Annotated in this window: 22 protein-coding genes; 6 read left to right on the top strand and 16 right to left on the bottom strand. The window is 44.4% G+C overall.

Annotated elements, in window-relative coordinates; all coding sequences use genetic code 11:
* Positions 1 to 15: 15 nt before the first annotated feature.
* From hisF to CLV51_RS10570, 15 genes are all read right to left on the bottom strand, one after another.
* Positions 16 to 771: an imidazole glycerol phosphate synthase subunit HisF gene (gene hisF / locus CLV51_RS10640; RefSeq protein ID WP_106528013.1), complete on the bottom strand. Its 756-nt coding sequence runs from the start codon at positions 769 to 771 to the stop codon at positions 16 to 18.
* 11 nt (positions 772 to 782) lie between these two features.
* On the bottom strand, positions 783 to 1928 hold the full coding sequence (gene hisA / locus CLV51_RS10635; protein ID WP_106528012.1) for a 1-(5-phosphoribosyl)-5-[(5-phosphoribosylamino)methylideneamino]imidazole-4-carboxamide isomerase: 1146 nt from the start codon (positions 1926 to 1928) through the stop codon (positions 783 to 785).
* Between the two features lies 1 nt (position 1929).
* Positions 1930 to 2523, bottom strand: a complete 594-nt coding sequence (gene hisH / locus CLV51_RS10630) for an imidazole glycerol phosphate synthase subunit HisH (protein ID WP_106528011.1) — start codon at positions 2521 to 2523, stop codon at positions 1930 to 1932.
* 1 nt (position 2524) lies between these two features.
* Entirely contained in the window at positions 2525 to 3301 is a 777-nt protein-coding gene (trpA, locus tag CLV51_RS10625) for a tryptophan synthase subunit alpha (RefSeq protein ID WP_106528010.1), read from the bottom strand.
* A gap of 8 nt (positions 3302 to 3309) precedes the next feature.
* Complete coding sequence (gene trpB / locus CLV51_RS10620) at positions 3310 to 4518, bottom strand: tryptophan synthase subunit beta (protein ID WP_106528009.1); 1209 nt, start codon at positions 4516 to 4518, stop codon at positions 3310 to 3312.
* Between the two features lie 6 nt (positions 4519 to 4524).
* The gene (locus CLV51_RS10615; RefSeq protein ID WP_106528008.1) at positions 4525 to 5160 is read right to left on the bottom strand and encodes a phosphoribosylanthranilate isomerase; all 636 of its coding nucleotides are present in this window, start codon (positions 5158 to 5160) and stop codon (positions 4525 to 4527) included.
* A 5-nt stretch (positions 5161 to 5165) separates the two neighbouring features.
* The gene (gene trpC / locus CLV51_RS10610; RefSeq protein ID WP_106528007.1) at positions 5166 to 5969 is read right to left on the bottom strand and encodes an indole-3-glycerol phosphate synthase TrpC; all 804 of its coding nucleotides are present in this window, start codon (positions 5967 to 5969) and stop codon (positions 5166 to 5168) included.
* 16 nt (positions 5970 to 5985) lie between these two features.
* Complete coding sequence (trpD, locus tag CLV51_RS10605; RefSeq protein WP_106528006.1) at positions 5986 to 6981, bottom strand: anthranilate phosphoribosyltransferase; 996 nt, start codon at positions 6979 to 6981, stop codon at positions 5986 to 5988.
* Positions 6982 to 7076: 95 nt separating this feature from the next.
* Complete coding sequence (locus CLV51_RS10600) at positions 7077 to 7646, bottom strand: anthranilate synthase component II (protein WP_106528005.1); 570 nt, start codon at positions 7644 to 7646, stop codon at positions 7077 to 7079.
* 1 nt (position 7647) lies between these two features.
* A complete protein-coding gene (locus CLV51_RS10595) occupies positions 7648 to 9057 on the bottom strand; it encodes an anthranilate synthase component I family protein (protein WP_106528004.1) in 1410 nt (469 codons plus the stop codon).
* A 243-nt stretch (positions 9058 to 9300) separates the two neighbouring features.
* Positions 9301 to 10437 carry a bifunctional histidinol-phosphatase/imidazoleglycerol-phosphate dehydratase HisB gene (gene hisB, locus CLV51_RS10590; protein WP_106528003.1) on the bottom strand — a complete coding sequence of 379 codons (1137 nt, stop codon included), beginning with the start codon at positions 10435 to 10437 and terminating at the stop codon, positions 9301 to 9303.
* Complete coding sequence (gene hisC / locus CLV51_RS10585) at positions 10434 to 11507, bottom strand: histidinol-phosphate transaminase (RefSeq protein WP_106528002.1); 1074 nt, start codon at positions 11505 to 11507, stop codon at positions 10434 to 10436. Before hisC ends, hisB begins: the two co-directional genes overlap by 4 nt.
* 20 nt (positions 11508 to 11527) lie before the next feature.
* Positions 11528 to 12805 carry a histidinol dehydrogenase gene (gene hisD, locus CLV51_RS10580; protein ID WP_106528001.1) on the bottom strand — a complete coding sequence of 426 codons (1278 nt, stop codon included), beginning with the start codon at positions 12803 to 12805 and terminating at the stop codon, positions 11528 to 11530.
* A gap of 14 nt (positions 12806 to 12819) precedes the next feature.
* Positions 12820 to 13674, bottom strand: coding sequence for an ATP phosphoribosyltransferase (gene hisG / locus CLV51_RS10575; RefSeq protein WP_106528000.1), 855 nt, complete (start codon positions 13672 to 13674; stop codon positions 12820 to 12822).
* Between the two features lie 260 nt (positions 13675 to 13934).
* Entirely contained in the window at positions 13935 to 14261 is a 327-nt protein-coding gene (locus tag CLV51_RS10570; protein WP_106527999.1) for a hypothetical protein, read from the bottom strand.
* A 577-nt stretch (positions 14262 to 14838) separates the two neighbouring features.
* On the opposite strand from CLV51_RS10570, the gene CLV51_RS10565 reads away from it, so the two are divergent.
* Genes CLV51_RS10565 through CLV51_RS10555 form a run of 3 tightly spaced genes read left to right on the top strand, consistent with a single transcriptional unit; the run spans position 14839 to position 16526 of the window.
* On the top strand, positions 14839 to 15258 hold the full coding sequence (locus tag CLV51_RS10565; protein ID WP_245898677.1) for a LexA family protein: 420 nt from the start codon (positions 14839 to 14841) through the stop codon (positions 15256 to 15258).
* A gap of 14 nt (positions 15259 to 15272) precedes the next feature.
* Positions 15273 to 15767: a hypothetical protein gene (locus tag CLV51_RS10560; RefSeq protein WP_106527998.1), complete on the top strand. Its 495-nt coding sequence runs from the start codon at positions 15273 to 15275 to the stop codon at positions 15765 to 15767.
* 6 nt (positions 15768 to 15773) lie between these two features.
* Positions 15774 to 16526: an SOS response-associated peptidase gene (locus CLV51_RS10555; protein WP_106527997.1), complete on the top strand. Its 753-nt coding sequence runs from the start codon at positions 15774 to 15776 to the stop codon at positions 16524 to 16526.
* 17 nt (positions 16527 to 16543) lie between these two features.
* Here the strand turns inward: CLV51_RS10555 and CLV51_RS10550 are convergent, their stop codons facing one another.
* Positions 16544 to 16882, bottom strand: a complete 339-nt coding sequence (locus CLV51_RS10550; RefSeq protein WP_106527996.1) for a helix-turn-helix domain-containing protein — start codon at positions 16880 to 16882, stop codon at positions 16544 to 16546.
* Between the two features lie 345 nt (positions 16883 to 17227).
* Here CLV51_RS10550 and CLV51_RS10545 point away from each other — a divergent pair, with 345 nt between their 5' ends.
* From CLV51_RS10545 to CLV51_RS10535, 3 genes are all read left to right on the top strand, one after another.
* Positions 17228 to 17584 carry a hypothetical protein gene (locus CLV51_RS10545; protein ID WP_106527995.1) on the top strand — a complete coding sequence of 119 codons (357 nt, stop codon included), beginning with the start codon at positions 17228 to 17230 and terminating at the stop codon, positions 17582 to 17584.
* Positions 17585 to 17794: 210 nt separating this feature from the next.
* Positions 17795 to 18439 (top strand): hypothetical protein, encoded by a 645-nt coding sequence (locus CLV51_RS10540; protein ID WP_106527994.1) that lies wholly within the window; start codon positions 17795 to 17797, stop codon positions 18437 to 18439.
* Between the two features lie 6 nt (positions 18440 to 18445).
* The gene (locus CLV51_RS10535) at positions 18446 to 19393 is read left to right on the top strand and encodes a hypothetical protein (protein WP_106527993.1); all 948 of its coding nucleotides are present in this window, start codon (positions 18446 to 18448) and stop codon (positions 19391 to 19393) included.
* The last annotated feature ends 145 nt before the right edge of the window (positions 19394 to 19538 follow it).

Here is a 19538-nt window from a genome sequence, read left to right as displayed (position 1 = left end):
TTGTTTCAAATATCATTAAAATCTTACGTTCACCCCTTTGTTGTAAAGAAAGGTTTTGAGCGCAGGTATTTCGATTTCTTTATAATGGAAAATGCTGGCAGCCAATGCTGCATCTGCCTGTGCATTTTCAAATACGTCTACAAAATGTTCCATATTACCGGCGCCACCAGAGGCTATTACAGGCACATTCAGGTTTTGCGACAATTTACCGGTAATGTCTAATGCAAATCCTTTTTTTGTACCATCATTATTCATGGAGGTAAGCAATATTTCGCCGGCGCCACGGTTCACCGCTTCCTTTGCCCAGTCGTATGCCTTGATATCCGTTTTTACACGGCCACCATTGAGGTATACGTACCAGTCATCGCCCTCAAAACGGGTGTCAATAGCCAGCACCACGCACTGACTACCAAACTCGCGGGCTAGTATGTCTACCAGGCCAGGGTCCTTGAAGGCAGCGGTATTCACAGATATTTTATCCGCACCGGATTGCAACAAAATATTTACATCTTCAACAGAAGAAATGCCCCCACCAACAGTAAACGGAATGTTTACATGACGGGCAATACGGGTAACCAGTTCTGCCAGTGTTTTTCTTCGTTCATTCGTTGCCGTTATATCCAGAAATACCAGCTCATCAGCACCCTGTGCTGCATATAAAGCGCCCAGTTCAATGGGATCGCCGGCATCGCGGATGTTTTCAAAGTTGATACCTTTAACGGTACGACCGTCTTTGATATCCAGACATGGTATGATGCGTTTGGTCAACATGCGTTAATGATTTACAGGAATGTTTTTAATTCATCCATCGAAATATTTCCTTCGTAGATGGCTTTACCGATGATAGCGCCACTACAGCCAATTTCCCGTAAGGCCGCTACATCTTCAATATTACTCACACCCCCGCTGGCCACAAAGTTAATATCAGAGAAGCGTTCTATAATTTTTTTATAGAGATCGATGGACGGCCCTTGCAGGAGTCCATCTTTAGCGATATCTGTACAAAAAATATTGGTAACACCCTGCGCGATATTGCTTTCCAGGAAATCAAATACAGACAGGTCCGTAGTTTCCAGCCAACCGCCTACTGCGATCTTCTCTTCTTTCACATCGGCACCCAAAAATATTTTATCTGCCCCGTACTGCTTCACCCAGCTGAAAAATAACTCCGGAGATTTTACAGCCACACTACCAATGGTAGCCAGCGCAGCACCGCATTCAAATACGATCTCCAGGTCCTTATCTGTTTTAATACCACCACCAAAATCAGTTACCAGGCTGGTTTTCCCAACAATACTCTCCAGTACCTTCCAGTTTACCACAGCACCTTTTTTAGCGCCATCGAGGTCTACCAGGTGTAAACGACGAACACCCAATGCCTCAAATTCTTTAGCTACTTCCAGCGGATGCTCATTGTATACTTTCTGCTGATTGTAATCGCCCTGTGTGAGCCTTACACATTTACCATCAATAATATCGATAGCGGGTATTATTTCAAAACGTTTAGTTGTCATGTTAGTTTGATCCAGCGGCAGTTCCATTCTTACAAAGGAGATACCGCTCTTTATAAAATAATCGCCCTTTTTTGTGTAGCCCAGCTTATCATAAAAGCTAACCGCCGTATCGCGGGCATTACACCAGAGCACTTTTATTTTTTCTTTTTTGCAGATGTTTGTCAGATGCGCCAATATAGCTTTACCATATCCTTTCCCCTGTGCAGCCGGTGTGGTAGCCAGTTTGCGAAACTGTGCGGTTTCACGGTTCAGGAACAATGAAACTACTGTTACCAGTTGGCCTTGATCAAAAACGCCAAAGTGTAAGCCATCTTCATCATGATCTACTTTAACGCTGGCTAATGATTCATTAGGATACAACACATCTCTGCGGAGTTGCAGGGTATCATCTGCGCTGATCGGGCGAATATTCATCTTATAAGTTCAAAAAGTTTTCAATAATACGCGCGCCGGCTTCTGCTGATTTCTCCGGGTGAAACTGTACTGCATAAAAATTATCTTTCTGCAGGGCAGCACTGTAGTTAATCACGTAATTGGTGATAGCTACTGTATCTGCACCCAGTGCGGCGTAATAGCTGTGCACAAAATACATGTAAGCGTTTTCCGGTACATGCTCAAATACTACACTGTGCAGGCCGGTGATATTATTCCAGCCTATCTGTGGTATTTTCAACAGGTTTTCTACCGGCGACTGAAAACGTTTTACATCTACATCAAATACCCCCATACAATCAGTATTGTTTTCTTCCGAATGACGGCATAACAGCTGCATGCCGAGGCAAATGCCCAGCACAGGCTGTTGCAGGTTAGTGATGAGCTGATCCAGTTTTCTTTCCTTCAGATATTGCATAGCGGTGCTGGCCTCTCCCACGCCGGGGAAAATGACTTTATCGGCAGACATAATCTCATCGTGATCATCTGTAACAGTACCCTCCACGCCTAAACGCTCTAATGCAAACTGCACCGAGCGAATATTTCCTGCGTTATATTTTATGATAACCGTTTTCATGTTATTGCTGAATTATTCCTGAAATAAACGATTGAACCGTTTTATCAATATCCTTGCTGTGTTCTATCGCCTTAATAAAGGCAGTACCAATGATAGCGCCGTTTGCGTATGATGCTGCCGTATCAAAAGTAGCTTTATCTTTTATACCAAAACCAATTAATACCGGATTGGTGAGCTGCAATTTTTTCAGGCGTTCAAAGTAAGCCTGCTGATCGTTCATATCCTTATCCTTACCTGTGGTAGAAGAAGAAGATACTGCATAGAGGAAGCCCTTACTCAGGCTGTCAATTTTCCGGATGCGTGCTTCACTTGTTTCCGGCGTTACCAGAAAAATGAGGTGCAGGTTATATTTTTCGAAGATGGGTTTATAATCGGCCTCAAACTCCGCCATGGGCAAGTCCGGAACGATGATACCATCAATACCTGTTTCAGCACATTTCGCACAAAACGCTTCTACACCGTAAGTTAATACCGGGTTAAAGTAGCCCATCAGTATAACGGGAACGTGTATACGCTCTCTGAAACCTGCCAGTTGTTCAAACAGGGTATGAATGCTCATGCCGTTCTGCAACGCTTTGGTGCTGCTATCCTGTATCACCGGGCCATCGGCCAGCGGATCAGAGAAAGGCATACCTAACTCTATCAGGTCTGCACCATGTTGTTGTAAAGCAGTCATTACCGGCAGGGTATCATTTAACTGCGGAAAACCAGCCGTGCAATATATATTTAAAACGCCGTGTTGCTTTTTAGCAAACAGTTGATCAATACGATTTTGCATAATCCATTTTATTTATTCATGTGACGGATATAGGTATCCAGGTCTTTATCACCGCGGCCGGAAAGGCATACCACTACTACATCATCTGTGTTGAGGGGCAGATCTTTCAGCTTGGCCAGTGCATGTGCCGATTCCATAGCAGGAATGATCCCTTCCAGTAAACTCAGCTCATAAGCGGCTGCCAGGGCTTCGTCATCTGTAGCAGAGAGGAACTGTGCACGGCCTGTTTCGTACAGGTGAGCGTGCATGGGTCCAATACCCGGATAATCCAGTCCGGCTGAAATAGAATGTGGCTCTACGATCTGTCCGTCGTTTGTTTGCATAAGCAGTGTTTTGCTGGCGTGGATGATACCAATGGTACCCAGCTGCGTGGTAGCAGCAGAGAACCCGCTGTGTACACCTTTTCCGCCGGCTTCTACCGCCACCAGTTTTACATCTGCTTCATCCAGGTAATGGAAGAAAGCGCCGGCAGCGTTACTGCCACCACCAATACAAGCCACCACATAATCCGGATGTGCATTACCGGTTTTAGCCAGCAGTTGCTTTTTTATTTCCTCGCTGATCACCGATTGAAAGCGGGCTACCATATCCGGGTATGGATGCGGGCCTGCAGCGGTACCGAGGATATAATGTGTATCTACCGGATTGTTGATCCAGTCGCGGATAGCTTCGTTGGTCGCATCTTTCAGCGTTTTGCTGCCGCTGGTAGCCGGTATTACGGTAGCTCCCAGCATTTTCATGCGGGCTACGTTGGGCGCCTGCCTTTCGATATCGATGCTACCCATATACACCACACATTCCATTCCCATGAGCGCGCACACCGTAGCGGTGGCCACGCCGTGTTGTCCTGCGCCGGTTTCCGCAATAATACGATGCTTGCCGAGGCGCTTTGCCAGCAGGATCTGGCCAATGGTATTATTTACCTTATGCGCACCAGTATGGTTCAGGTCTTCGCGTTTGAGGTAGATATTTGCTTTATATTTTTCAGACAAACGTTTAGCAAAATATAAAGGGGAAGGGCGTCCTACATAGTCTTGCAGCAATGCTTCAAACTCCTGTTGAAAAGAAGGGTCACTCAGTATGCCGAGGTATTTAGTCTGTAATTCTTCTACATTGGGATACAGCATTTCGGGAACGTATGCACCACCAAATCTGCCATAGTACCCGTTCTTATCCACCTGATACCTGGAGTTGCCGGTATTAATCGCAATATCCATGACCGTTTATTTTATTATTGATGAATGAATTTGTTTTACAAAATGTTCGACCAGTTCTATGTTTTTCACACCTGGGCTGTCTTCGAACTTACTGTTTACATCTACCGCAAACATTGCTGGCAGCTGCATTTCACTGATCTCTGCTGCCTGATCCGGTGTGATGCCACCACTTAATAAAAAGGGATGATCAAATGGATATGTTGCCAGCAGGTCCCAGTTGAAGCGTTCTCCGGTGCCACCATAAAGGGTTACAACCGCCGTATCAAAGAGGAAATAATCTGTTACTGGTACGTAAGGAGCCATCTCCGTTTGCCAGTTAACGTTATCCCCTATACGAAAAGCTTTGATCACCGGAATTGTTTCGCGGAGTGTGGCACAAAACGCCGGTGTTTCATCGCCATGCAATTGTACCAGGTCCAGCGCATAATCACTGACAGTACGTTGTATCAGCTCCAGTGGTGCATTTACAAACACACCTACCTTTTTGATACCAGTAGTTTCGCGCACTGATCTTGCATCTATTTTGTTACCGGCAAAACGGGGTGATTTCTCATAAAAAATAAAACCTGCATAATCAACGCTGTTATCTACCAGTGCCTGCAAATCATTTATCCTTGTGATGCCGCAAACTTTAATACGCATATTTATTATTGTTTATGCTGCAGGTTGTTTAATTCCTGTACAAAATTTTCGAATGCACGGGCAGGATTTTCCTGTTTCATGAAATGTTCTCCTATCAGGAAACCCTGGAAGCCTGCGGCTTTCAGCGTTACAATAGCAGCGGGGTCGTTGATACCACTTTCTGCTACTTTCACTTTATCGGACGGAATCTTTGGCGCCAGTTCGCAGGAGCGGTTAAAGTCTACCTGGAAAGTAACCAGGTCGCGGTTATTCACCCCTACCAGGTGTGTATGTGCCGTTACTTTTTCCAGCTGTGCTTCACTGTGTACTTCCAGTAATACTTCCAGTCCAAGGTTGTCTGCAAATGCTGCCAGGTGTGCTACCTCCGCAGTATCCAGGCATTCTGCAATCAGCAGGATCACATCTGCACCGATGGCCTTTGCTTCCAGGATCTGGTATTCATCTATCACAAAATCTTTCCGAAGGATAGGTATCTGGTTAAAACTGCGTGCCTGTTGCAGATCATCAGAGGAGCCACCGAAATATTTTTCATCTGTCAATACTGAAAGACCGGAAGCACCATAACGTGTATACGCAGTTGTTACCTGCTGCACCGTTACTTCATCGTTGATCACTCCTTTTGAAGGAGAGCGGCGTTTGAATTCCGCGATGATGCCTGTTTTTTCCGGCTGTTGCAGAAAGCTGCGCAGTGACAAGGTTTCGCGGGCAAACGCCGGCGACTGTTGCAGGTCCTGCGCACTGCGTTGTAGCTTACGGGCAGCTACTTCTATATGTTTGTGAGCAACTATTTCTGCTAAAATATTCTTCATGAGCGTATTTGTAATACTATGACTGCAACGCAATCAGATTTTTAAATGCCGTATGCGCCTTTCCCGACTCCAGTGATTCTACTGCGGCGGCGAAACAATCATCATACGTATTGTATTTTCCGAGGCTGTACAGTCCCATAGCCGCGTTGGCAAAAACTACGGAATTCTGCGCCCAGGTACCTTCTCCTTTTAAGATCTTCAGAAAAATCTTCGCGGCTTCTTCAACTGAGTTACCGCCATAGATATCTTCCGGATGTACTTTGCGTTTACCCAGCTGTTCCGGTGTCCAGTCCTGTTCCCCTTTGTTGGTGATCACTTTGGTATCGGCCGTCAGGGATATTTCATCGTAGCCATCCAGGCTGTGTACAATCACAAACTGTTTATCCGTTTGCTGGAACAGGTAGTTGTATACTCTTGCCATTTCCAGGCTGTACACGCCTATCAGCTGATGTTGTGCCTTGGCAGGGTTTACTAAAGGTCCCAACATATTAAAGAACGTACGGATACCCAGTTGGCGGCGGATGCCGGCAACATGCTTCAATGCCGGGTGAAACAGTGGTGCATGGAGGAAACAGACACCAGACTCTTCCAGCTCTGTTTTCAGTTTAGCATCCTCACTTTTAAATTTGTAGCCTACCAGTTCCATTAAATTGGAAGCGCCGCTGATAGAAGACACGCCATAGTTGCCATGTTTGGCTACTTTGGCACCTGCGCCGGCAGCCACAAAGCACGACAAGGTAGAAATATTAAAGGTATTTTTTGCATCGCCGCCGGTACCTACGATATCCAGCACATCGTAACCGTTGAGATTAACGGGTACACACAGCTCCAGGAGCGCATCGCGGAAGCCCAGGAGTTCATCAATAGTGATACTGCGCATCAGGTAAACTGTCATGAATGCGGCCAGCTCACTTTCATTGTACATGCCTTTGGAGATGCTGAGCAGAATTTCTTTAGCAGCGTCGCGGCTGAATGTTTTATGTTCGAAGAGAAAATTGAGAATCTTTTTCATTATTGGAGGACTTTTGATAGCATTTAGCTTTTAGTATTTAGCTTAATGCCTGATAATAATTATTTTAAAAACCGCTAAGGGCTAATAGCTAACCATTACATGCTAAGCCAGTTTCTCATAATCTGTTCTCCCAGCGGTGTGAGTACACTTTCCGGATGGAACTGTACCCCACTTACATCATACTTGTTATGTTGCAATGCCATGATAAAACCATCTTCATCTTTGGCAGTAATAATCAATTCTGATGGCAGGGTAGATTCATCAATTACCCAGGAATGATAGCGGCCTGCCTGTATTTCGCGGGGCATATTTTTAAAGAGACGGCCATCTTCCGCGATTACTTTTACATTGGTAGCTACACCGTGGTATACTTCTTTCAGGTTAGTGAGCGAAGCACCAAAAGCCTGGCCGATCGCCTGTTGGCCTAGACACACGCCAAATATGGATTTCGTGGGTGCATATTCCTTAATGAGGGGCAGTAATAATCCTGCTTCTTCCGGAATACCGGGACCGGGAGATAAAATAATTTTATCGTAGTCGTTTACTTTCTCCAATGGAATTTCATCATTGCGCACCACCGTTACTTTTCCGTTGATGATCTTTTCCACGAGATGAACGAGGTTGTATGTAAATGAGTCGTAATTATCAAAGACGAGGATGTTCATACTAAATTTTTTGTGCCAGCAGAATGGCTTGTTTTAATGCATTGAGTTTATTACCTACTTCTTCCAGTTCGGAGGAAGCCACGGATTTGGCTACCACACCGGCTCCTGCCTGATAATACAGAGTATTCATTTTACTGAGCATGGAGCGGATCATGATGGCGTGGTTAAAGTTACCATTGAAGCCTACAGCGCCGATACAACCACCGTAGAAGCCACGGGCAGTAGGTTCGTACTGATCAATGATTTCCATTGCGCGATATTTAGGTGCACCCGATAATGTACCAGCGGGGAAAGTAGCCGCCAGCAAGGAGAATGGGTTCAATGCAGGATCTACTTTTCCTACTACTTCGCTCACCATATGTATTACGTGAGAAAAGAATTGTACCTGCCGATAGGAAGCCACTTCCACCTCTTTTGCATTTCTGCTGAGGTCATTGCGGGCAAGATCTACCAGCATTACGTGTTCTGCATTTTCTTTCGGGTCCTGCAGGAGCTTTTCTGCCAGCAGCTTATCCTGCGCATCATCGCCTGTGCGACGGAAAGTACCTGCTATTGGGTGTATAGTAGCCTTACCATCTCTGATCACAATTTGTGATTCAGGAGAAGATCCCATTAACTTATAATCACCGTAATCGAAGAAGAAGAGATAAGGAGAAGGGTTGATAGAGCGGAGTGCGCGGTATACGTTGAATTCATCACCGGTAAAAGACTGCTGGAAAGCTCTGGAAAGTACCACCTGGAAAACATCTCCGCGGAAACAATGTTGTTTGCCTTTTTCTACCATCTGCATGTATTCCGCATCCGTCATATTGCTCGTTTCTTCTCCCACAGTGGTAAACGGATAACCGGGCGAATCTTTGTGACGGATGAGGGATTCCAGCAGTTCAAACTCACTGTCGAGGCCCTCTATCTGGTTCTCGCACAGATATAATTCATCTTTAAAGTGATTAATTGCTATCACATATTGATAGTAACGATAGCGCATTAAAGGAATCGCTTCTGCGGCTTGTTTTTTCTTATCAAATGTGATGGTTTCAAAAAGCTGTACCGCATCAAATGTGGTGTACCCAAAGAGGCTTTGCGCCAATGGTACCGGATGTTTGCCGGTGAAGGAAAAGTTACCAAGAAACTTTTCTATTTCATCCAGTACGTTCTGTTTATTTTTCAGTTCCTTCTTTTCTACCGGCAGATTGGGATACTTGAATTCGAAGTTGGTAGTGGAAGTAACTTCTATGCCTGCAATAGGCTTCACACATATATAAGAGTAGCTGTTTTCACTACCGCGATAGTCAGTGCTTTCGAGGAGGATAGAGCCTGGAAATTTATCGCGCAGCCGCAGATATATTCCCACTGGCGTGAAAATGTCTGCCAGCATCTGTTTGGATCTCGTTTTTACTTGGATGGTACGCATGATATAATGAGTGAAAGTGGTTTATTTTTTAAGAATGGGAAGGCCTAAAAAGCCGAAAGGCCCGCTGTGTAACAGCGGGCCTTCCAAATATATTTCTAGACGAAACATGGCACTGTAACACAGATCAAGGATTGATTCCGTGCCACCACCAATATTTATTTGTCATGTTGTTTTGCATAGCGAGACAAATTTGAAACTTTTTTCCAGAAAATGCAAATTATATTTTCCTTTTTTCAAAGAAAATTAAAGAACACCTTTGGTACTGGGCAGCTGCATGTTATACGGATTCCTTTTCACGGCCATTTTGATGGCTTTTGCGAACGTTTTGAAGATGGCTTCTATTTTATGATGCTCATTCTCTCCTTCCGCCTTTACATTCAGATTGGCTTTGGCGCCATCCGAAAAAGATTTAAAAAAGTGGTAGAACATCTCTGTGGGCATCTCCCCTATCTTCTCTCTCTTAAACTCCGCTTCCCATACCAGCCAGTTACGACCACCGAAATCGATACCTACCTGGGCCAGGCAATCATCCATAGGTAAACAGAAACCGTATCTTTCAATACCGCGTTTATCGCCCAAACCCTTAGCGATGGCTTCTCCCAGTGCAATACCGGTATCTTCAATCGTATGGTGTTCATCTATATGCAAATCACCTTTAGCCGTGATATTGAGGTCCATAGCGCCGTGACGGGCTATCTGATCCAGCATATGATCAAAGAAACCCAAACCAGTGTGGATATTGGCTTTACCCGTACCATCCAGGTTCAGTTCAATGCTAATATCTGTTTCATTGGTTTTACGTATATGCGTTACCGTTCTTAACCCCAGTTTCAGGAACTCATAGATGCGGTTCCAGTCGGTAGATTCCAGGGCTATCACAGATTGCAGCGCAGCCACATCATCGCTGATTTCCGCGTTGCCGAGGCCGGAGCCTTCATTGATCCAGATTGCTTTAGCGCCCAGGTTCTTTGCCAGCTGTACATCGGTGATACGATCGCCGATCACAAAAGAGTTGGCAAGATCGTAGTTGCCGCTGAGATATTTGGTGAGCATGCCCGTACGTGGCTTGCGGGTAGGTGCATTATCTGCCGGAAACGAGCGGTCAATGAACACCTCATCGAATTTCACGCCTTCGTTTTCGAATGCCTTCATGATCATGTTTTGTGCAGGCCAGAAGGTATCTTCCGGGAATGAAGCGGTGCCCAGTCCGTCCTGATTAGTGATCATCACCAGCTCATAGTCCAGCTCGGCGGCTATCCTGGCCATATTCACAAACACTTTGGGGTAGAACTCTACTTTATCCAGGCTATCGATCTGATAGGTGGGCGGCACTTCTTTGATTAAAGTACCATCGCGATCTATAAAGAGTACTCGTTTCATACGGATACGGGTGTTTCTGTTTTCAGGTTAAAAGATTTCAATACTTCCAGCAGGCGCAGGTTTTCAGCGGGAGTACCTACGGTAATGCGTAAGCAGCCCATGCACAGCTCTACTTTAGAGCGGTCGCGCACCACAATACCCTGTTCCGTCAGATAGTGGTAAATGCCTTTTGCATCAGTGGTTTTTACGAGGATGAAACTGGCATCGCTGGGGTAAATGTGTAATACCATCGGTAGTTGTACCATGGCGGCGGAGAGCAGATCCCGCTCAATTACAATTTCGCGGATCCATTCATTTACCTGGCTTACATTTTCCAATGCCTGCAGCGCCAGTTCGTTGGTAGCCTGACTGATGTTATAAGGCGGTTTCACCTTATTAAAAGTATGGATGATATCTTCGCTTGCAAACGCCATCCCGATGCGGAGTCCGGCCAGCCCCCATGCTTTTGACAATGTTTGTAGCACTACCAGGTTAGGGTATTCTGTCAGTTCCTGTATAAATGTTTTCTGGCGGGAGAAATTGATATATGCTTCATCAATCACTACAATCCCGTTAAAATTATTCAGCAGCAATTCTATATCCGATCTGTGAATAGAGTTGCCAGTGGGATTGTTGGGAGAGCAGATGAAGATCAGTTTTGTATTATCATCGATAGCCTGCTGCAGTGCGGGGATATCCAGCTGAAAATCTTCTGTGAGGCTCACTTTGCGGATCACCGCATCATTAATGTGCGCACTCACTTCGTACATACCATAGGTAGGCGGGCAGAGGATCACATTGTCTGCACCGGGGTTTACGAAAGAGCGGTAAATCACGTCTATGGCTTCATCGCTGCCGTGGCCCACAAAAATATTTTGTGGTGGCACGCCTTTAATATCGGCAATTTTATATTTGAGTTTCCATTGCATCGGATCGGGGTAACGGTTATAATTTACCGGTAGTGGCGATCCGAAGTTATTTTCATTGGCATCGAGGAAGATAGCGGCCTCCCCTTTGAACTCATCTCTGGCGGTAGAATAAGGTACCAGTCTTTTTATGTTTTCCCTGATGAGGGTATCGAGATTAAACATCTTAATATTTTATTATTTAGTTATTTATTAGCGGAGATAGCTTGTAATCTGACAGTAACCGCATTTTTATGCGCTTCCAGTCCCTCCGCCGCTGCCATGGCTTCTATGGTAGCACCGATATTTTGCAATCCTTGTGGAGTGATCTGTTGAAAGGTAATCTTTTTCACAAAGCTGTCGAGCGACACACCGCTGTAAGCCCGGGCGTAACCGTTGGTTGGCAGGGTATGGTTAGTACCTGATGCATAATCTCCGGCACTTTCAGGGGTGTAATTGCCCATAAAAACAGATCCGGCATCTGTTACCTTATCCGCGAGGTTTTCTGCTCCTTTACAGGCCAGAATCAAGTGTTCCGGTGCATAGGCATTGAGCATATCAATGGCTGTCTGCATATCTTTCACCAGGATCATCTTACTGTTTTCCAGTGCCGCAGTGGCAATACCCTTGCGGGGAAGCTTATCCAGCTGTGCGTTCAGCGCATTTTCCACGTCTGTGATCACCTTTTCACTGGTAGTTACCAGTACCACCTGGCTATCCGGGCCGTGTTCTGCCTGTGAGAGCAGATCTGCCGCCACAAAATCAGGAACGCAGGTATCGTCCGCCAGCACTGCCACTTCAGAAGGACCGGCGGGCATATCAATAGCCACACCACTCTTATTTACCAGCTGTTTGGCACAGGTAACGTACTGATTGCCGGGGCCGAAGATCTTATATACCTGTGGCACCGTTTCCGTGCCAAAAGCCATTGCCGCAATGGCTTGTACCCCACCGATGGTAAAGACCTTTTCAATGCCGATCAGTTGCGCCGTGTAAAGAATAGCCGGGTGCAAAGAAGGTGTACACAGGACTATCTCCTTACAACCCGCTATCATGGCTGGTATACCGAGCATCAGGATAGTAGAAAACAATGGAGCAGATCCACCGGGAATGTATAAGCCTACCTTTTGTATGGCTACCGGCTTGCGCCAGCATTGTACACCGGGCATCGTTTCTATCATCTGTACCTTTTCCTGTTGTGCGCGGTGGAAAGTTTCTATATTTTTTGCCGCCTGCTGTATGGCCGCTTTCAGTGCGGGTTCCAGCGTAGCTTCTGCTTCCGCAAAAGCAGCTGCCGGCACCTGCAAATCAGTCAGCATTACCTTATCAAATTCAGCTGCATATTTTCGTATAGCCTCGTCGCCGTTGCAGCGAACATCCTGTAAGATGTTATTCACCTTTTGTTCCAGCGTGGACGTATCCATTACTGGCCGCTGCAGCAGCGTGTTCCAGGTAGTTTTATCGGGGAATCTGATCGTTTGCATCGTTACTCAGTTTTTTAGATCACCATTTTTTCGATGGGCACTACCAGAATTCCCTGTGCACCAGCGGCTTTCAGGCTTTCAATAATATCCCAGAAATCATTTTCATTTAATACAGAGTGAACAGAGCTCCAGCCGGCTTCTGCCAAAGGCAGTACCGTAGGGCTTTTCATGCCCGGCAGCAGACCAATAATTTCGTTCAGCTTATCATTGGGTGCGTTCAGCAGGATATACTTGTTATTTTTTGCCTTTTTTACTGCCTGAATGCGGAACAGGAGCTTATCCAGCAGTATCTGTTGTTCCGGTTTCAGGTTGTGGCAGGCCGCCAGTACCGCTTCCGACTTAAGCACCGTTTCCACTTCCTTCAGACCATTCATAAACAGGGTAGAACCGCTGCTCACCAGATCGCAGATAGCATCTGCCAGGCCAATACCAGGCGCTATTTCCACGGAGCCACTGATTTCATGGATCTCTGCTTTAATGCCGTTGCGTTGCAGGAATTCCTCCACTATCACCGGATAGCTGGTAGCAATTCTTTTGTTGTGCAGGTCCTTTACAGAGGTGTAGTCCACAGACTTCTCCACAGCCATAGACAAACGGCATTTGCCGAAGCCCAGCTTCTGTACGATATTCACCTGTTTTTGCTTTTCCAACACCACATTTTCCCCTACGATACCGATGTCGGCTACGCCGTCTTCGATATACTGCGGAATATCATCATCGCGCAGGAAAAACACTTCCAGCGGGAAGTTGGTGGCTTCTGTTTTCAGCTTGTTGACACCGTTATTGATGTCGATGCCGCATTCCTTCAGTAATTTGATGGAATCATCGTGCAGGCGGCCAGATTTCTGGATTGCGATTTTCAGTTTCATCCTGGGTAAAAATAAAAAAGGGGCTTACCGTTCCGGTAAGCCCCTGATGATGATCTAATATGGTAATATACACATAATCATCCCAGCCTACCGGTGTGGTAAGAAATGATGGTGATGATGGATATGTATGTTTGTAATCATAATGTCGAGTGCAAAAATAATAAGTAAAATGATAAATCAAAGGTTTTTTTTGAGAAGAGATATTATTAAAATATTAAGCAATGCTTATTTAGCTAATCTGCTTTGCAGTGGAAGCGACTTTAAGCGATGAAGTTTTCACAGGCATCCTCTTTTTCCAGTTTGATATAATCTGTGGCTGGTAAAGCGTGGGTGCCATCATTGATATAGTTTCTTTCCTGTGTAATGAAGCCCGCTTTTTCAACGCGGATATTTACCTGTGCGTAAGCGGGCACCTTTATTTCCATGGAGGTATGGTTGACCAGTTTACCGTTTACAAATATTCCCGCATCATTTTCAGTATTGATAGCGATCTTTTTTGATCGCACCTTAGCAAAAGTTCCGTGAGGATAGAAAAAGGTAAAACATGCCACGCATAAGAATATCAGCGCATTGATTTGCTTGCTCATAAGATTTTGGGTGTTAACTGAGGTGTACAATTATTTTCACAAGTATATAATACCCGGCAAATGTCAGGAGGAAGAAAACAGGGAATGCAAAGTAAATGTGAATAAATAAGGAATAACATTGGGTTAACAATGTATTCCACGCGGGCTTTGGGGGGAAGTTTCTTTTTGCATTTCTTTAAACGCTTTGCGAAGATAAAGACTACCTTTTGCCATATCAAACGGGATTAAAAACCGATTAAAAAAACTGCTCATTAAAGTATACAATTATTTCTATTAGTGCTATCTATTGTGCTTTTTCCTCCGACAAATAAACGCGCCTATATCCGTTGAAATATACAAACCACGCCACTTGCAAATCCACCGCAGTAAACTGCATACTTATCTCATCTGAAAAAAACCTTCCTGCGCCTGTTTTAGCAGTAAAATCCTGCATCTCACTGATCTGCTGCTATTTAGCTAAAGCCCGCATTCCCGGCGGATTTTATCTTTTGTAAATGATCTGTTAATCTATTTTTTTAACTAATAATTTTAGCTTTATTTTGCTAATATTATTAGTATTCACTAAAGCGATAGTTGTATGGAAGCATTGAAGTTAAGTGAGATGAACATAGCCCTGCCATTCTTTAACACCACCATCCCCGCAGGGTTTCCCTCACCTGCATTGGATTACGAGGAAGAAGAAATTGATCTCTCCCGGATCCTGCAGCCTAATCCCGCCACCACCTTTGTTGTTAAGGTAAAAGGTGACAGTATGATTGAAGCCAATATACCGGATGGCTGTATGGCGGTGGTGGACCGCTCTATCCGGCCTTCTACGGGCGATATAATAGTAGCCGCGCTAAATGGCGACTATACCGTAAAGCGGTTGGTAAAAGCCGGGCGTAACTGGGTATTACACCCGGAAAATGCCTTTTATAAACCGATAGTAATAGCAGAAGATGCAGACTTCCAGGTATGGGGTGTAGTAACGGCAGTGATTGTGGACATGCGTAAATAGTGAAACAGACAGTTATGCACAATCCTTTGGCATTATTATCCGCCGCGCTGGTAAACGCGTTGCTGGAGAATGGCTTTACATTATTTGTTCGTCAGAGTTATCCGGCGGGAAGAGATCATACAGATACGCATATAAAAGAAATATTCCTGATTACCCCCTATAAAGATATCGGAGAAGCCAATCAGCATTTTCAGCATATCCGGTTTGATCACAGGAAATATATTTATCAGGCGCAGCACACAGAAGAAATAGCCAAACTTTATGTAGCAGCAGCACAGCTTTCAGGCTATAAAGTATATGCAGCATTATTGCAGCAGGAAGAATGGGACCCACCCTTGTATATGGATCCGGCGATGAGGAGGTATATTTCTCTAAAGACCAAATGGAAACCGGATCGTTCAGAAGAAGTAACTGCTGAACTATTTTTGCACTACGGCGAACTGTATTTTACATTGAAATACGGGCATGAAGAAATAAAAGTACCTTTATCAGATATAGAATATGATTAACAAATTATGTGTTACGATATCGCCTTTACCACCAGCATAGAGAGCATTTTTAAATACCTGCCGCAACTCAGATCTGCCGGTAACCTGGACATCCATTTTGATAGTACTTATCATAAAATAGGTATGTCTTATCCGCAATGGCCGGTGATTGTTAACAACAATGGGCTGCAGCTGGAGAAGTACACCTGGGGCCCTATTCCGAAGATGTTGAATACAGCGGAAAAAGTAAAAAAGCAACGACAGCTGTTTTTAAATGCCCGCAGTGAGAAAGTACTGGAAAATGGTACACTGTGGAATGCTATCCGGCACCAACGCTGCCTGATTCCGGCCACCGGTTTTTTTGAATACCGGCAAATTCCGGGATGGAAAAATAAAGTAGCTTACTATATAAAAGCCAAAGAACAGGACATCTTTTTTATTGCGGGATTATGGGCGCTGTCCAATTCCTGGGACGCAGATAAACCTGAACGTATCCCTACTTTCGCCCTGCTTACGCGCAGCGCTAATCCGCTGATGGCGCAGATCCATAATGGCGGCGACAATGCCGGCAGAATGCCTATGATACTTACTAACGAACTGGCAACAGCATGGCTAAATGAACAACTAACGGATACGGATATACGCGAGTTGTTGCAATACGAATTACCTGCCGCTCAACTGGATTACTGGCCTGTTAACTCTGTTCGCAAAGTAAAGCCGGATGATGCAGCTGTGATTGCGCAGGTACAATATGAAGGCCTGCCCGCACTGACAGTATAGCTATTTGTTTTAAAGCGTCAGCTATGCAAATTCCGGGTATGCAGCTCATGGATAACATCCATCAGGCCATCCACAATTTTTTGTTTGGCATGCAGTTCATCCTGCAATAAAATAATTACGTTTTTCATTTCCTGCCATACAACGGTTTCCGTAACCGGCGGATCAACATCCTGAAACAGCACTGCCAACGGCGTTTCAAGAATTGCGGCAATTTTTTCCAGCCGGTCAACCGTTATGTTTACCTGTCCGTTTTCAATTTTGCAATAGGCATTCTGCGAAATGTCCAGTTCATGCGCAATGTACTCCTGCGTGAGATTACGTTCCATACGCAGCTTTCTGATAATATCTGCTATCATGGGGTTCAACTTTTTTTGAGGTCAACTTTGGTTCCACAAACAATCAACGTTGAAAAATTACAAACAATTCAGTACCCTAAAATTAGGAATAAATTAAACACCCACGCTATAGGCGGAGAAAAATTTAATCTGCAACTTTGTTCTCATCAAAATAATTTTTCTTAACCCTGAAAATATAATACAAGCCACTTGTCAGAGCCGGTAACGGTTTGCCCCCATCAGTTCCCGTAGCAAACCGGAGCATTATACATTTACCCAAAACAAATACTATTACCAAAGATTGCATCACAAGCAATTATACCATTGTTGATTTTTTTATTTAATAAACCTCAAAAATTGTAAATCATGAAAAGCATCTTCAATGCTAAAACAGCCATCGTGGTATGTTTAGCCGTAACTGTTGTTACACTCTCAAGTTTCACACATTCCAGTAAAACGGGATTATTAGGCAAAGGAAAAGTTATCCATGCCAACATGCTGCAGGCTGCTATACCAGGCACCGATGCAGCAAACGCTCTTACACCATATCCTACCACACTTATTGTGCGGCCTACTATTTACATCATCCGGTTTACCGCATTACGCACTGCGATACTGGATTATCCAACAGCTGACATCATCTATACTCCTGTTCCTATTAGCGGTCCCGGACTCCTGGATGCTCAACAGCAAATTGATAGTAAAATGAGCAGACTCGATTAAGTACAAAGTGACAGCTATCAGCTTTCAGTCGATCTACGTAACAAGATGACCAGATACCCATTCCATTGGGCAGGACTATCGGATAGTTGCTGCACAAGGGGATGATCTGATAGTCATACTGCCTGACATGATGACCGGAAGTTGATAGCTCACTACCGTGATGGCAACCATCCCGATAACCATCACCTGATAACCCCAAAAGTTTTTAATATGAAATACTTGCGTCCTGTCATCTTTGTGACATTCATCGCCTACTTTGCGATGACGTTTGTTTTCACCATGCCGGATAATTTTATCTATCTGAAATTATATCCGCAAAGTCAAACGTTTCAGTTCTGGTTATTCCAACGCTGGGGCTTCTTTGCGCCCCCACCCGACTTTGACGAAAGACTCTATTATGAGTTCAGAAATAAGCAAACAAAACAGGTAAAAGTTGTAGAAGTGCTGGAAAATATCACTACACAAAAACAAAAAAAAGCACCTTTCAACTGGCATGAAGAAATACTTGATTATGTGATCTCCGGCAATGTAAGCGGCATATCAGATATGTCTTCAGAACTGCACGAAAACCTGACCTATCAACATAAACTAAAAAATAAAACAGGCCTGGACAGCACCGGCGAACTGAGTATTAAAAAGTATATACAAGGCAGTGCTGCATTTGTTACCCTCAGCAACTATGGCTCACTGGTAGCTAAAGAAAATGAGATAGATACTGCTAACAACGACGTACGGCTGATCATGACCCGCATTATGCTGCCCCGTTTTTCAGAAAGAAATAATATCAATACCACCCCACGTAAAGAAGAAGCTGTTTTCATGAGCGACTACCTATCATTTAACCAGCAAAAATGATGCGTTATGACACTATATAAAAATATGATCCGCATGGAAGAAAAGAATAACTATTCTTTTTACCTCGCCGTATTCCGGATATTCATCTGTTTACACCTGGTAAAGAATATCATCTTCCAATGGCCTTACCTGGACATCCTCTACGGGCCACAGTCGTTCATTCACCCCACTCCCACCGTACTAACAGAACTGCTGGGCATCAAAAGCTTTTTCATCAGGGCACATTACCAGGCATTTATTACCCTGTACCTGATCATCATTGTAGGCTACCTCTTTGGTGTAGGTAAACATTTCACTGCGTTGATATTATTCCTGTTTTACGAAACTATACAACGCCTGTGCAATATTGTGCTGAATGGCGGCGATAACTTTATGCGATTCATTATGCTATACATGGTTTTTGCCGACAGCTATCAATATTTCAGCATACGTGCCATCAGCATAAAAAATGAAACAATGAAGCGCCTCTCCAACCTCGCCTCCAATCTCGCAGTGCGGGCAGTGACCATACACTTTTGTATTGTTTACTTCTGGTCGGCATTCCATAAGATCCATGCAGATGTATGGTTTAATGGAGTGGCTACCTATTATATTATGAGCCTCGCACGTTTCAAAGGCACGCCATGGAACGATTGGCTGGTAAAAAACGGGTACATGGTTACCATGACTACCTACTTTACACTATTGATAGAAATGTACTTTCCGGTACTTGTTTGGTTCAGGAAAACCAGGCTACCAGTAATTATATGCGGCATAGCGCTGCACATAGGCATCTATATATTTATGATGATTTACGGCTTTGAAATCATTTTTATTTTCACCTACGGGTTTTTCTTCACAGACAAAGAGTGGCTGGGAATGCTGAACAAAGTGATCAGTCGTATTAATAGTATAGCCCGCTGGAAGATACCTACCCTGGTTCCTGAACCTGGTACCGAAATCCGGCTGACATAGATTATTGTTGCGGGATGAAGGACATACATAAAGATGTATTTAAAAGCTGTTGGCAATGATTAGAACTGTGAATAAAAAAATTGTTGAAAAGAGTCCTGCCTCACTTAAAAAGGAATGCTTATATTTATACACAGTATTGTTTCCC

The sequence above is a fragment of the Chitinophaga niastensis genome (assembly GCF_003014755.1).
GTDB classification, from domain to species: Bacteria; Bacteroidota; Bacteroidia; order Chitinophagales; family Chitinophagaceae; genus Chitinophaga; species Chitinophaga niastensis.
The sequence above is the reverse complement of the archived record's forward strand: the minus strand, read 5'-3'. Positions and strand labels throughout refer to the sequence as shown.